The 14,164-nt window shown below is 70.7% G+C and carries 11 protein-coding genes (1 of these 11 cut by a window edge); 3 read left to right on the plus strand and 8 right to left on the minus strand.

Annotated features, from left to right (window positions below; translation table 11 throughout):
• Both BLW86_RS10490 and dapA read right to left on the minus strand, forming a co-directional pair.
• Positions 1–718: the beginning of a ribonuclease J gene (locus tag BLW86_RS10490; protein WP_093873790.1), read on the minus strand. The gene continues 968 nt to the left of window position 1, outside the view; 718 of the gene's 1,686 nt are visible here — the first part of the coding sequence; it begins with the start codon at positions 716–718; its stop codon lies beyond the left edge, outside the window.
• A 100-nt stretch (positions 719–818) separates the two neighbouring features.
• Complete coding sequence (gene dapA / locus BLW86_RS10495; protein ID WP_093873791.1) at positions 819–1,718, minus strand: 4-hydroxy-tetrahydrodipicolinate synthase; 900 nt, start codon at positions 1,716–1,718, stop codon at positions 819–821.
• A 337-nt stretch (positions 1,719–2,055) separates the two neighbouring features.
• Here dapA and BLW86_RS10500 point away from each other — a divergent pair, with 337 nt between their 5' ends.
• Together BLW86_RS10500 and BLW86_RS10505 are read left to right on the plus strand one after the other, a co-directional pair.
• Entirely contained in the window at positions 2,056–2,295 is a 240-nt protein-coding gene (locus BLW86_RS10500) for a hypothetical protein (RefSeq protein ID WP_093873792.1), read from the plus strand.
• A 54-nt stretch (positions 2,296–2,349) separates the two neighbouring features.
• Positions 2,350–2,910 carry a PH domain-containing protein gene (locus BLW86_RS10505; RefSeq protein WP_093873793.1) on the plus strand — a complete coding sequence of 187 codons (561 nt, stop codon included), beginning with the start codon at positions 2,350–2,352 and terminating at the stop codon, positions 2,908–2,910.
• Here BLW86_RS10505 and BLW86_RS10510 read toward each other — a convergent pair.
• The 6 genes from BLW86_RS10510 to eccD form a co-directional block, all read right to left on the minus strand.
• The gene (locus tag BLW86_RS10510) at positions 2,900–3,352 is read right to left on the minus strand and encodes a tetratricopeptide repeat protein (protein ID WP_093873794.1); all 453 of its coding nucleotides are present in this window, start codon (positions 3,350–3,352) and stop codon (positions 2,900–2,902) included. The genes BLW86_RS10505 and BLW86_RS10510 overlap by 11 nt on opposite strands.
• A gap of 5 nt (positions 3,353–3,357) precedes the next feature.
• Positions 3,358–4,110: a 4-hydroxy-tetrahydrodipicolinate reductase gene (gene dapB, locus BLW86_RS10515; protein WP_093873795.1), complete on the minus strand. Its 753-nt coding sequence runs from the start codon at positions 4,108–4,110 to the stop codon at positions 3,358–3,360.
• Between the two features lie 30 nt (positions 4,111–4,140).
• Positions 4,141–5,520: a M16 family metallopeptidase gene (locus BLW86_RS10520; protein ID WP_093873796.1), complete on the minus strand. Its 1,380-nt coding sequence runs from the start codon at positions 5,518–5,520 to the stop codon at positions 4,141–4,143.
• A complete protein-coding gene (locus tag BLW86_RS10525; protein WP_093873797.1) occupies positions 5,517–7,736 on the minus strand; it encodes a polyribonucleotide nucleotidyltransferase in 2,220 nt (739 codons plus the stop codon). The genes BLW86_RS10520 and BLW86_RS10525 overlap by 4 nt, the downstream gene beginning before the upstream one ends.
• Before the next feature lie 284 nt (positions 7,737–8,020).
• On the minus strand, positions 8,021–8,311 hold the full coding sequence (gene rpsO, locus BLW86_RS10530; RefSeq protein WP_015036567.1) for a 30S ribosomal protein S15: 291 nt from the start codon (positions 8,309–8,311) through the stop codon (positions 8,021–8,023).
• 191 nt (positions 8,312–8,502) lie between these two features.
• Positions 8,503–9,975: a type VII secretion integral membrane protein EccD gene (gene eccD, locus BLW86_RS10535; RefSeq protein WP_093873798.1), complete on the minus strand. Its 1,473-nt coding sequence runs from the start codon at positions 9,973–9,975 to the stop codon at positions 8,503–8,505.
• A 227-nt stretch (positions 9,976–10,202) separates the two neighbouring features.
• On the opposite strand from eccD, the gene eccCa reads away from it, so the two are divergent.
• Positions 10,203–14,156: a type VII secretion protein EccCa gene (eccCa, locus tag BLW86_RS10540; protein WP_093873799.1), complete on the plus strand. Its 3,954-nt coding sequence runs from the start codon at positions 10,203–10,205 to the stop codon at positions 14,154–14,156.
• Positions 14,157–14,164: the final 8 nt, after the last annotated feature.

Here is a 14,164-nt window from a genome sequence, read left to right on the forward strand (position 1 = left end):
TGGCCACGATGATGCGCTTCGGGGCGTTCGCGAAGACGTTCCGCAGGACGTTCGAGATGTCCCGCTCCGGCGGGACGAAGCCCGGGACCTCGGCGTTCGTCGAGTCGGACAGGAGGAGGTCGATGCCCTCCTCGCTGAGCCGCGCGAACGCGTGGAGGTCGGTGAGCCGGCCGTCCATCGGGAGCTGGTCCATCTTGAAGTCGCCGGTGGCGACGGCCATGCCCGCGGGGGTGCGGATGGCGACGGCCAGGGCGTCCGGGATGGAGTGGTTGACGGCGATGAACTCGCAGTCGAAGGGGCCCAGGGTCTCGCGGTCGCCTTCCTTCACCTCCAGGGTGTAGGGGCGGATGCGGTGCTCCTGGAGCTTCGCCTCGATCAGGGCGAGGGTCAGCTTGGAGCCGATGAGCGGGATGTCCGGCTTCAGCCGGAGCAGGTAGGGGACGGCACCGATGTGGTCCTCGTGCCCGTGCGTGAGCACGATGCCCTCGATGTCGTCGAGGCGGTCCCGGATGATGGTGAAGTCCGGCAGGATCAGGTCGACGCCGGGCTGCTCCTCCTCGGGGAAGAGGACGCCGCAGTCGACGATCAGCAGCCGGCCGTCGAACTCGAAGACCGTCATGTTGCGGCCGATCTCACCGAGGCCGCCGAGCGGGATGACGCGCAGGCCGCCCTTGGGCAGCTTCGGCGGGGCGCCGAGTTCAGGATGCGGATGACTCAAAAGACTCTCCTCACCATGCGCGCCACGGACCGGTCGGGCACGTGGCGCGCATGACAATCGTGCACTTGCTGTTGTCAGTGTTCAGTTGTGAAGTCCGTTGTCAGAGTTCTACCCCGCCGGCGGCCAGGTCGACCTTGAGCTGCTCGGTCTCCTGTGCGGAGAGCTCGACGAGCGGCAGGCGCAGCGGTCCGGCCGGGAGGCCCTGGAGGGCGAGGGCGGCCTTGGTGGTCATGACGCCCTGGGTGCGGAACATGCCGGTGTAGACCGGCAGCAGCTTCTGGTGGATCTCGGTGGCCTTCTGGACCTCGCCGCCGAGGTGGGCGTCGAGGAGGGCGCGGAGCTCCGGGGTGACGAGGTGGCCGACGACGGAGACGAAGCCGCAGGCGCCGACGGAGAGCAGCGGCAGGTTGAGCATGTCGTCGCCGGAGTACCAGGCGAGGCCGGAGCGGGCAATGGCCCAGCTGGCGCGGCCGAGGTCGCCCTTGGCGTCCTTGTTGGCGACGATGCGCGGGTGCTCGGCGAGGCGGACGATCGTCTCGGTGTCGATCGGGACGCCGCTGCGGCCGGGGATGTCGTACAGCATCACGGGGAGGCCGGTGGCGTCGGCGATGGCCGAGAAGTGCCGGTACAGGCCCTCCTGCGGGGGCTTGTTGTAGTAAGGGGTCACGGCGAGGAGGCCGTGGGCGCCGTCGCGCTCGGCGGTGCGGGCCAGTTCGACGGAGTGGTGGGTGTCGTTGGTGCCGATGCCGGCGACGACGTGGGCGCGGTCGCCGACCGCCTCCAGCACCGCTCGTACGAGCTCCGATTTCTCCGCGTCGCTGGTGGTCGGGGACTCGCCGGTGGTGCCGTTGATGACGAGGCCGTCGTTGCCTGCGTCCACCAGGTGGGCGGCGAGTCGCTGGGCACCGTCGAGGTCGAGTGCGCCGTCCGCCGTGAAGGGCGTGACCATGGCGGTGAGGACCCTCCCGAAGGGGGTCTGCGGAGTGGAGATCGGAGCCATGGGTAACACGCTACTCGCTGCTCAGCGCCGGGTGTCCCTGAGGGGGACAGGAGAAAGGGAGCCCGGCGCTGCCTGCTCGGGGGTTCAGGCAGCGCCGGGTCCGTTTGATCAGCCTAGATGAACTTCTCGAAACGTCGCAATACGGACACTTCGCATCGTGGGTTCGGACATGTGTGCCTGTAGAGCCGGACGGTCGAACGGCCCGCCCGATCTCTACCTACTCGTGACGTCCTACCGGAGGATGAGATTCGGCCGCTTTGATGAAAAAGGGCACCAAAACGTCGGTTCCGTCGTCTGTACCTGTGACGCATCACGACGAAGAAGGAGAGTGGCTCTGATGTTCCGCCGGAAAGAGGCCGTACCGTTCGCGTTCGTCGCGGAGGCCGACCACTTCCGCAGTAACGTCACTCCACCGCCCCGGGAGCGCCTCAGCGCCCCGCAGATCGTGGGCCGCACCCTGCTCGGGCTGACCGTCGTGGCCGGCCTCGTCGGGTCCCTCGTCCTGGGAATGCCCTCGCTCCAGTCGGGTGACTCGGCCACTCGTCAGCAGCAGTCCGAGGCCTCCGACAACCGCTGAGGTAGCCTCACCGGGCACTGCCCCTTCGAGCGTGCTTGTGAGTGAGGACCTGTCGTGCCCCTGCCCTTCCTGACGGCCGACCGTGCTTTTGACACGACCGACCACGTCGCCCTGCCGTTCGACGACCACGACCAGTGGCGTCGTCCGTACCGGCCGGGGTCGTGGCGGGTGGGGGCGGCGGCGCTCGCGCTGCTCCTCGCCTCGTTCGTCCTGCTCGCCTCCGTGGCCATCGCGGCGGCGGGAGCCTTCGGCGGCGCGTGCGTCACGTTCGGCATCGCCGCGCTCGTCATCGCGGCCGCCCTGCGGATGCTGCGCATGGGCGCCTGGGTGAGCCGCGCCGGCGTGCGGCGCGTGGGCTTCTTCTCGACCGTCACCGTGCCCTGGGCGAAGGTGGGGTCCCTGCGGACCACCCAGCAGCCGGTGCGCTGGCTGGGACTCCCCCGCACGGTCCAGGGCCAGGCCCTGGTGCTCGACCGGCGGGGTGGTGAGCAGCTGCTGCTGCTCACCGACCACAACGCCGACTTCCTCTCCCGCGTCGAGGCCTTCGACCGGGCGGCCGACACGGTCGAGGCCTGGAACGCCGAGTACGGCACGGACCCGGCCGCTACGCGCTGACCGGACGCCCCTCGTGGAGCGCGATGGCCCGCTGCATCGCCTTGCGGGCCCGGGGGGTGTCCCGGGCGTCGTGGTAGGCCACCGCGAGCCGGAACCAGCAGCGCCAGTCCTCGGGTGAGTCCTCCGTCTCCGCCTTGCGCAGGGCGAAGACCTCGTCGGCCGAGTCCCGGTCGATCCGGCCGCCCTGTGTGCGCTTCAGCTCGTCGACGGGCAGGCCGCCCTCGGCCTCCAGTACGGAGGCGAGGCGACCTGCCTGGCGCGCGAACCGGGTGTTCTTCCAGAGGAACCAGGCGCCCACGACGGGCAGCAGGAACGCCACCGCGCCCATGCCCATGGCGGCCGGCTCACCCGTGAGGAGCAGCAGGACGCCCTCCATCGCCACCACGCCGAAGACGAGGACGAGCACGGTGGCCAGGAAGACGTACGTGATCTTTCCGCCCATGACCGTCAGCCCAGGTCCAGGAAGTGCTCCAGGCCGAAGGTGAGGCCCGGAGTCGTGGTCACGCGGCGGGCGCCCAGCAGGATGCCCGGCATGAAGCTGGAGTGGTGCAGGGAGTCGTGCCGGACGGTGAGGGTCTCGCCCTCGCCGCCGAGCAGCACCTCCTGGTGGGCCAGCAGGCCCCGGAGGCGTACGGCGTGCACGGGCACCCCGTCGACGTCCGCCCCGCGCGCCCCGTCCAGGGCGGTGGTCGTGGCGTCGGGCTGCGGGGCGCAGCCTGCCTTCGACCGGGCCTCGGCGATCAGCTGGGCGGTGCGGGTGGCCGTACCGGAGGGGGCGTCCACCTTGTTCGGGTGGTGCAGCTCGACGACCTCGACCGACTCGAAGTACGGGGCCGCGATCTGCGCGAACTTCATGGTGAGGACCGCTCCGATGGAGAAGTTCGGAGCGATGAGGACGCCGGTCTCCGGGGAGGCGGCGAGCCAGCCGTTCAGCTGCGCGAGGCGGTCCTCGGTCCAGCCGGTGGTGCCGACGACCGCGTGGATGCCGTGACGCACGCAGAAGTCGAGGTTCTCCATGACCGAGTCCGGGGTGGTCAGCTCGACGACGACCTGGGCGCCCGCCTCGGTGAGCGCCTCCAGGTCGTCGCCGCGGCCGAGTGCCGCGACCAGTTCCATGTCCTCGGCGGCCTCGACGGCCTTGACCGCCTCGGAGCCGATGCGGCCCCTGGCTCCGAGGACCGCCACACGCAGCTTGCTCATTGCTCTGAACTTCCTTAGGGGACTCGTGGGTCAGGAGACCGCTTGGTGAAGGCGGTCCGCCTGCTTGTCCTTCAGCGGGCCGATCACCGACAGCGAGGGCCGCTGCTCCAGTACATCGCGGGCGACCTCGCGGACCTCGTCCGGGGTGACCGCCGCGATCCGGGAGAGCATGTCGTCGACCGACATCTGGGTGCCCCAGCACAGCTCGCTCTTGCCGATGCGGTTCATCAGCGCGCCGGTGTCCTCCAGGCCGAGCACGGTCGAGCCGGAGAGCTGGCCCACGGCGCGGGTGATCTCCTCGTCCGTGAGGCCGTCCGAGGCGACCTTGTCGAGCTCGTCGCGGCAGATCTTCAGGACGTCGTGGACCTGGCTGGGCCGGCAGCCCGCGTACACCCCGAAGAGGCCGCAGTCGGCGAATCCCGAGGTGTACGAGTACACGCTGTAGGCCAGGCCGCGCTTCTCGCGCACCTCCTGGAAGAGGCGGGAGGACATGCCGCCGCCGAGGGCGGTGTTCAGCACGCCGAGGGCCCAGCGGCGCTCGTCGGTGCGGGACAGGCCCGGCATGCCGAGGACCACGTGGGCCTGCTCGGTCTTGCGGTTCAGGAGCTCGACGCGGCCCGCCGTGCGGAGCGTCCGGGCGCCCTCGCGGGGGGCGACGGGGACGGCGTCGGTGCGGCCGAGGGCGCCGGCCTTCTCGAAGGCGCGGCGGACCTGGCGCACCACCGTGGCGTGGTCGACGTTGCCCGCGCAGGCGACGACCAGGTGGGTCGGGTCGTAGTGCTTCTTGTAGAAGCGGGCGATCTGGCCGCGGCTGAGCGCGTTGATCGTGTCGACGGTGCCGAGGACCGGACGGCCCAGCGGGGTGTCGCCGAACATCGTCTGCGCGAACAGCTCGTGCACGACGTCACCCGGGTCGTCCTCGGTCATCGCGATCTCTTCGAGGATGACGCCGCGCTCGGCGTCCACGTCCTCGTCGAGGATGAGCGAGTCGGTGAGCATGTCGCAGACGACGTCGATCGCCAGCGGCAGGTCGGTGTCGAGGACCCGGGCGTAGTAGCAGGTGTACTCCTTCGCCGTGAAGGCGTTCATCTCGCCGCCGACCGCGTCGATCGCGGCGGAGATGTCGAGGGCGGACCGCTTGTGGGTGCCCTTGAAGAGGAGGTGCTCCAGGTAGTGGGTCGCGCCGTTGAGCGTCGGGGTCTCGTCGCGGGAGCCGACGTGCGCCCAGATGCCGAAGGTGGCGGAGCGCACGGAGGGGAGGGTCTCGGTGACGATCCTCAGGCCCCCGGGGAGGGTCGTGCGCCGGACCGTGCCGATGCCGTCCTTGCCCGGGAGAAGCGTTTGGGTACGGGCGACGGCCCGCCCCTCCGAAGAGGGGCGGGCCGTCGCGCGGGAACTACGGGACGTCACTTGGCAGCGTCGTCCTTGTCACCCTCGGCGCCGTCCTCGTCCGCGATCACGGGGATCAGGGAGAGCTTGCCGCGCTGGTCGATCTCGGCGATCTCGACCTGGACCTTGGAGCCGATCGCGAGCACGTCCTCGACGTTCTCCACGCGCTTGCCACCGGCGAGCTTGCGGATCTGCGAGATGTGCAGCAGGCCGTCCTTGCCCGGGAGCAGGGAGACGAAGGCACCGAAGGTGGTGGTCTTGACGACCGTACCCAGGTAGCGCTCGCCGACCTCCGGCATGGTCGGGTTGGCGATGCCGTTGATCGTGGCGCGGGCGGCCTCGGCCTGCGAGCCGACCTGGGCACCGATGTAGATGGTGCCGTCGTCCTCGATCGTGATCTCGGCGCCGGTGTCCTCCTGGATCTGGTTGATCATCTTGCCCTTGGGGCCGATGACCTCGCCGATCTTGTCCACGGGGATCTTGACGGTGATGATCCGCGGGGCGTTGGGGGACATCTCGTCCGGCGTGTCGATCGCTTCCATCATCACGTCGAGGATGTGGAGGCGGGCGTCGCGGGCCTGCTTGAGGGCCGCGGCCAGGACGGAGGCCGGGATGCCGTCCAGCTTGGTGTCGAGCTGGAGGGCGGTGACGAACTCCTTCGTACCGGCGACCTTGAAGTCCATGTCGCCGAAGGCGTCCTCCGCACCGAGGATGTCGGTGAGGGCGACGTAGTGCGTCTGGCCGTCGATCTCCTCGGAGATCAGACCCATGGCGATGCCGGCGACGGGGGCCTTGAGCGGCACACCGGCGTTCAGCAGGGACATGGTGGAGGCGCAGACCGAGCCCATGGACGTCGAGCCGTTGGAGCCGAGGGCCTCGGACACCTGACGGATCGCGTAGGGGAACTCCTCGCGGGTCGGGAGGACCGGCACGAGGGCGCGCTCGGCGAGGGCGCCGTGGCCGATCTCGCGGCGCTTGGGCGAGCCCACGCGGCCGGTCTCGCCGACGGAGTACGGCGGGAAGTTGTAGTTGTGCATGTAGCGCTTGCGGGTCACCGGGGAGAGGGTGTCCAGCTGCTGCTCCATGCGGAGCATGTTGAGGGTGGTGACGCCCAGGATCTGGGTCTCGCCACGCTCGAACAGCGCCGAGCCGTGCACGCGCGGGATGGCCTCGACCTCGGCGGCGAGCGTACGGATGTCCGTGATGCCGCGGCCGTCGATGCGGACCTTGTCCTTGATGATCCGCTCGCGGACCAGCTTCTTGGTCAGCGCGCGGTAGGCGCCGGAGATCTCCTTCTCGCGGCCCTCGAAGGCCGGGAGGAGCTTCTCGGCGGCGATCTCCTTGATGCGGTCGAGCTCGGTCTCGCGCTCCTGCTTGCCGGCGATGGTGAGCGCCTGGGCGAGCTCGTCCTTGACGGCGGCGGTGAGCGCCTCCAGGACGTCGTCCTGGTAGTCCAGGAAGACGGGGAACTCGCCGGTGGGCTTGGCGGCCTTGGCGGCGAGGTCCGACTGGGCCTTGCAGAGGACCTTGATGAAGGGCTTCGCGGCCTCGAGACCGGCGGCGACGACCTCCTCGGTCGGCGCCTCGGCGCCGTCCTTGACCAGCTGGACGGTCTTCTCGGTGGCCTCGGCCTCGACCATCATGATCGCGACGTCGCCGTCCTCGAGGACGCGACCGGCGACGACCATGTCGAAGACGGCGTCCTCGAGCTCGGTGTGCGTCGGGAACGCGACCCACTGGCCCTTGATCAGGGCGACGCGGGTGGCACCGATGGGGCCGGAGAAGGGCAGGCCCGCCAGGATCGTGGAAGCCGAGGCGGCGTTGATCGCGACCACGTCGTACAGGTGGTCGGGGTTGAGCGCCATGATCGTCTCGACGATCTGGATCTCGTTGCGCAGGCCCTTCTTGAAGGAGGGGCGCAGCGGCCGGTCGATCAGACGGCAGGTGAGGACGGCGTCCTCGGAGGGGCGGCCCTCACGGCGGAAGAAGGAGCCGGGGATCTTGCCGGCCGCGTACTGCCGCTCCTCGACGTCCACCGTGAGGGGGAAGAAGTCGAGCTGGTCCTTGGGGCGCTTCGAGGCGGTGGTCGCCGAGAGGACCATCGTCTCGTCGTCCAGGTAGGCGACGGCGGAGCCGGCGGCCTGCTTGGCCAGACGGCCGGTCTCGAAGCGGATGGTGCGGGTACCGAAGACGCCGTTGTCGATGACGGCCTCGGCGTAGTGGGTCTCGTTCTCCACTATGGGTTTCTCCTACGTGTTCGTCTTTGCGTCCTTCGGCCCGTGTGGCCGGGGACGGTGTGCGACGGCGGCGGAGAAGCTCGCACTCGGAGGGCGGGCCGGTCTTCGATCGAAGCACCCGGGTGTTCGTTTCCGGGGGCCACTACCGAGGACCGGCGGCTGGCCGGCGGCTTCACGCTCGTCGTATGGGGTTGTGCGACCAGACTAAGTGCCGATGCGCACTTTGCGCACGTACAGCAAAGGGAGCGGCCCCCTGAAAGTGGGAACCGCTCCCTCATGGCGTCTTACTTGGCGCCGCCGGCCGCACCGCGGCGGATGCCGAGGCGGTCGACCAGCGTACGGAAGCGCTGGATGTCCTTCTTGGCCAGGTACTGCAGCAGGCGGCGGCGCTGGCCGACCAGGATCAGCAGACCACGACGGGAGTGGTGGTCGTGCTTGTGCTGCTTGAGGTGCTCGGTCAGGTCCGAGATGCGGCGGGACAGCATCGCGACCTGGACCTCGGGGGAGCCGGTGTCGCCCTCCTTGGTGCCGAACTCGGCCATGATCTGCTTCTTGACAGCGGCGTCGAGAGCCACGCGGATCTCCTCTTGGGTGTTCGTGCGCCCGCGAGTGCCCCTGGTCCATTTCTCAGGGGAAGCTTCCGTGACTCGACGGGCGAAGGTCCGATGGGCGCAGCTTCCAGGGCCTGGGAAGGCTTCCGGGAGCGCGTACACAAACGGCCGTCACACAGCGTACCAGCTCGCCCGAGCGCCCCGGATCCCTCCCCCTACTTGCTGGTGAGGGAGCGGACCTGGGTGAAGACGTCGAGGACCGCGAGGCAGAGCGGGACGAGGGAGAGCAGGACGAAGCCCTCGGCGAGGTCGAGGAGGCGGCCCCAGAAGGGCGAGAGGCCCTTCTTCGGGATGATCAGGCCGATCGCGGTGATCAGCGCGGCGCCGGCGGCGACGGCGGCCGTGAGCCAGATCGTCCGGATGTCGAGGCCACCGCGGTCCCCGTACATGAGGAGGTCCTTGACCAGGTCGGCCGGCGGGTTGAGGGAGAGGCCGAGGACGAGCAGCGCGATGGCGGCGATGCCGGCGACGAGGACGCAGGCGACCTGCGAGGTGTACCGGAAGAGGCGGGCGCGCAGCAGCATCGCGAGGCCGGCGGCGAGGGCGAGGAGCTGGCCCCAGACGTTCCCGGCGAAGCCGAGGACGGCGGCGGAGCCGACGACGACGGCCGCGCAGCCGCCGACCAGGCCGAGGAGCATCTCGTGGCCGCGGCGGGCCTGGAGCGCGATGCGCTCGCCGTCGACGGGCTGCGCCTCCTCGCCCTGCTGCGGGTCGGCGGAGAAGTCGTCGTCGGCGGCGCTGCGCGGGGCGGCGTAGCCGATGGGGAGGCGGGCGAAGCGGGCGGAGAGGCCGGGCAGGAAGGCGACCAGGCCGATGGCGACGGGGGCGCAGGTGGCGGCGGCGTCGGTGGCGGTGGCCTCGGTGAGGATCATCAGGAAGGTGGCGAGGGTGCCGACGCCGGCGAGGAAGGTGGCGGCGACGAAGGGGGCGTCGCCGCTGGGGGTGAGCGCGACGAGGGCCACGGAGGCGACGAGGACGGTGACGGAGCCGAGCAGGAACTGCAGGCGGCCGGGGCCCTGGCCGGCGTCGGCGGCGATGATGCCGGAGCCGGCGATGAGGAGCAGCGGCAGGGCGCCGAGGCCGAGGGCCACCGCGGTGGCCCGGTCCGCGTAGACGCGAGCGCGGACGCCGGCGAAGGCGGTGAGGAGGAGGCCGGCGGCGCCCGCGATGATCCCGGGGAGGCTGTGCATGTCGTGGCGGACCGGGTCGGCGAACCAGAGGACGAAGCCCATGAGGACGAGCAGCAGCACGCCGCCGAGGAGTCCGGCGCCGCGCAGCAGTTCGTCGCTCCACAGGTGCCGGTCGCGGGTGACGGCGGAGGCGACGGCGTCGGAGACGTCGTCGTAGACGGCCGGCGGGAGCGACTGGGCGAAGGGGCGAAGGGAGAGCACCTCGCCGTCGAGGACCTGCTGGGCGGCGAGGGTGCGGGCGCCGTCGAGGACGGATCCGTCGCGGCGGACCAGGTGGTAGCCGGTCGGGGTGCCGGCCGCCTGGGTCTGCCCGGTGAGGCGCAGGATCTCCGGGTAGACGTCGGCGACGGCGATGTCCTCGGGGAGCGCGACGTCGATGCGGCTGTCCGGCGCCACGACGGTGACGCGGCAGAAGCCGGTCGCTGCGGTCGTACTCACGTGTGTGGACCCCCTGGTTCGCGGTTGCGCCCGTCGGATTTCGCGGTTGCGCCCGTTGTGATTCGCGGTTGCGCACGATGCGCGCGCCACCCTACCGGGGACGGCCGGTGGGGGCTGCAAGTAGGATCGCCGTCCCATGGGGGAAGTCCGCGCACTCGGCTGCCGACAGGGGTGGCGTGCGGATGCTCCCGCCACGAGCCCGCCTCCAACGAGGGATTGATGCGCCGGTGAGCCAGATCGTCGTCAAACGCCCGCCGAGGTCTCTTCCTCCGGAAGTGCCCGGTGAGGAACTGGTCCTGGAGTCTCCGCCGGAACTTCCGCGGGGGCAGCAGGAGTCGGCGTTGATGCAGCTCCTGCCGATGCTCGGCATGGGCTCGTCGGTCGTCTTCTTCTTCATGACGCCCTCGCCGATCATGCGGATCATGGGCACGCTCATGCTGGCGTCGACCGTCGCGATGGCCGTCGCCCAGTTCGTGAGATTCCGTCGTGGTACGCAGGGGCAAATGGCCGATGTCCGCCGCGACTACCTCAAATACCTCGCGCAGACTCGGCGTACGGTCCGGCGCACGGCGCGCAAGCAGCGGGACGCGCAGCTGTATCTGCACCCCTCCCCCGAGCAGTTGTGGTCGGTGGTGGCCGAGGGTTCCCGGGTGTGGGAGCGCCGGGTCGGCGACCACGACTTCGGGCAGGCGCGGATCGGTCTCGGGGCGCAGCAGCTGGCGACTCCCCTGGTGGCGCCGGACACGGCTCCGGTGGACGAGCTGGAGCCGCTGTGTGCGGGTGCGATGCAGCAGTTCCTGGCGGTGCACGGCACGTTGGACGGGCTGCCGATGGCGGTCTCGATGCGGGCGTTCTACCACGTGACGGTGTCGGGCGAGCCGGAGTCGGCGCAGGCGGCGGCCCGCGCGCTCGTGGCGCAGCTGGTGACGCTGCACTCCCCCGAGGACCTGATGCTCGCCGTGGTGGCGGCGCGGCCGGCGCAGGAGCGCTGGGACTGGACGAAGTGGCTGCCGCACACGCAGGTCCCGGGGCAGGTCGACGGAGCCGGTACGAAGCGGCTGTTCGGCGACGACCTCGGTGAGCTGGAGCAGCTGGTCCGCTCGAAGCTGGACGGGCGGACGCGGTTCTCCCGGGAGAGCCAGCCGGTGCTCGACCAGCCGCACGTGGTGGTGGTCCTGGACGGCGGGATGGTGCCGCCGGACTCGCTGCTCGCGGCGCCCGAGGGCCTTCAGGGCGTGACGATCGTGGAGGTCGTCTCCGGTGAGCTCGACGAGCCGCGCGGTGGCCTCTCGGTGGTGGTACGGCCGGGCCGGCTGCGCCTGGAGTCGGGCGGCGGCTTCGCGTACGAGGGGCTGCCGGACGGCATCTCGCTGCCGGCTGCCGAGGCGCTGGCCCGGCAGCTGGCGCCGCTGCGGATGGGCGGCGGGGACGACGACGAGCCGCTGCTCGCCAACCTGGACTTCACGGATCTGCTGAACCTGGGCGACGCGGCCTCGGTGGACGTGACGCGGACCTGGCGGCCCCGGTCGGTGGCCGAGCGGCTTCGCGTGCCGATCGGTGTCGGCGAGGACGGCCAGCCGGTCATGCTGGACCTGAAGGAGGCGGCGCAGGAGGGCATGGGCCCGCACGGTCTGTGCGTCGGCGCGACGGGTTCCGGAAAGTCGGAGCTGCTGCGCACGCTGGTGCTCGGTCTGGCGGTGACGCACTCCTCGGAGACGCTGAACTTCGTCCTCGCGGACTTCAAGGGCGGTGCGACCTTCGCGGGCATGTCGCAGATGCCGCACGTGGCGGCGGTCATCACCAACCTCGCGGACGACCTGACGCTGGTCGACCGCATGGGCGACGCGATCCGCGGCGAGCTCCAGCGGCGGCAGGAGCTGCTGCGTTCGGCGGGCAACTACGCGAACATCCACGACTACGAGAAGGCGCGGGCGGCGGGTGCTCCGCTGGAGCCGCTGGCCTCGCTGGTCCTGGTGATCGACGAGTTCTCCGAACTCCTCACCGCCAAGCCCGACTTCATCGACATGTTCATCCAGATCGGCCGCATCGGCCGATCGCTGGGTGTGCACCTGCTGCTCGCCTCGCAGCGCCTGGAGGAGGGCAAGCTGCGCGGCCTGGACACGTACCTCTCGTACCGGATCGGTCTGCGGACCTTCTCGGCGGCGGAGTCGCGGACGGCGATCGGCGTGCCGGACGCGTACCACCTGCCGTCGGTGCCCGGTTCGGGCTATCTGAAGTTCGGCACGGACGAGATGACCCGCTTCAAGGCGGCGTACGTGTCGGGGACGTACCGGACGGGCGGGCCTCGTCTGGAGATCGGGCAGCTGCCGGTGGAGCGGCGGCCCGCGCTGTTCACGGCGGCGCCGGTGCCCGTGGTGTACGCGGCGCCGGACCCGGCCTATCTGACGGCGCAGCGCGCCGAGGAGGACGACGCGCTCGCGGACACGGTCCTCGACGTGATCGTGCGGCGACTGGAGGGCCAGGGGGTGCCGGCGCACCAGGTGTGGCTGCCGCCGCTCGACCAGGCGCCCTCGCTGGACCAGCTGCTTCCGGGGCTCGCGCAGACGGCGGACCGGGGGCTCACGGCGACGGAGTACACGCGTCAGGGCGGGCTCACGGTGCCGCTCGGCCTCATCGACAAGCCGTTCGAGCAGCGGCGCGAGGTGCTGTACCGGGACTTCTCGGGCGCGGCCGGTCACATGATGGTGGTCGGCGGTCCGCAGTCCGGCAAGTCGACGATCATGCGGACGCTGATCTCCTCGTTCGCGCTCACCCACACGCCGGCCGAAGTGCAGTTCTACTGCCTGGACTTCGGTGGCGGCGGCATGGTGTCGCTGGCCGACCTGCCGCACGTCGGCGGGGTGGCGTCCCGGCTCGACCCCGAGCGGGTGCGGCGGACGGTCGCGGAGGTCATGGGCGTCCTGAACCGGCGGGAGGAGTTCTTCCGCGCGCACTCCATCGACTCGATCGCGACCTACCGGCGCAAGCGGGCGGCGGGCGAACTGCCGGGCGAGGCCTGGGGCGACGTCTTCCTGATCGTGGACGGCTGGGGCAGCTTCCGCAACGACTACGACATGCTGGAGCCGATCGTCTCCGACATCGCCGCGCGCGGTCTGGGCTACGGCATCCACGTGGTGATCACCGCCGCCCGGTACATGGAGGTGCGGGCGGCGCTCAAGGACCAGATGCTGGGCCGGCTCGAACTGCGGCTCGGTGACGTCATGGACTCCGAGTTCGACCGGAAGGTCGCGGCGAACGTGCCGACCGGGGTGCCGGGCCGTGGCCAGGTGCCGGAGAAGCTGCACTTCATGGGGGCGCTGCCGCGGATCGACGGGTCGAGCTCGGCCGCCGACCTGGCGGAGGGCACGTCGGCGTTCGTGCAGGCCGTGAAGGCGAGCTGGACCGGGGCCCCGGCTCCGGCGGTGCGGCTGCTGCCGCGCAGGCTGCCGGCGGAGCAGCTGCCGAAGGGCTTCGAGTACCCGCAGCACGGCATCGCGATCGGCATCGACGAGACGAACCTGGAGCCGGTGTTCGTCGACTTCGAGTCGGATCCGTTCTTCCTGATCTTCGGCGAGAGCGAGTCCGGCAAGACGGCGTTGCTGCGGCTGATCGCCAAGCAGCTGTGCGAGCGGTACTCGCCGGAGCAGGCGCGGATCGTGGTGGGCGACTACCGGCGGACGATGCTGGAGGCCGTGGCGCCCTCGCACCTCCTGGAGTACGCGCCGATGGCCTCGGCCATGCAGATGCACATGGACGCGATCAACACGGTGATGACGAAGCGGGCGCCGAAGCCCGACATCACGCCGCAGCAGCTGCGCGACCGCAGCTGGTGGTCGGGCCCGCAGCTGTTCGTCCTGATCGACGACTTCGAGCTGGTGGCCACCAACTCGGGGAACCCCCTCGCGGTTCTGGTGGAGAACCTGCCGTTCGCGCGGGACGTCGGCATCCGGTTCATCGTGGCGCGCAACCAGGCGGGCGCCTCCCGTGCGATGTACGAGCCGTTCATGCAGCGGATGCGGGAGCTGGGCGCGCAGGGCGTGATCCTCTCCGGCGATCCGCAGGAGGGCGACATCCTGGGCAGCGTCCGGGCGCGGCCGATGCCTCCGGGCCGGGGCACGTTCGTGTCGCGCAAGCGCGGGACGCCGCTGGTGCAGCTGGGCTGGCTGCCCGAACAGCACTGAGCGGAGCG

Origin of the sequence: Streptomyces sp. TLI_105 (assembly GCF_900105415.1) — a bacterium.
In the GTDB taxonomy this organism is placed as follows: Bacteria; Actinomycetota; Actinomycetes; order Streptomycetales; family Streptomycetaceae; genus Streptomyces.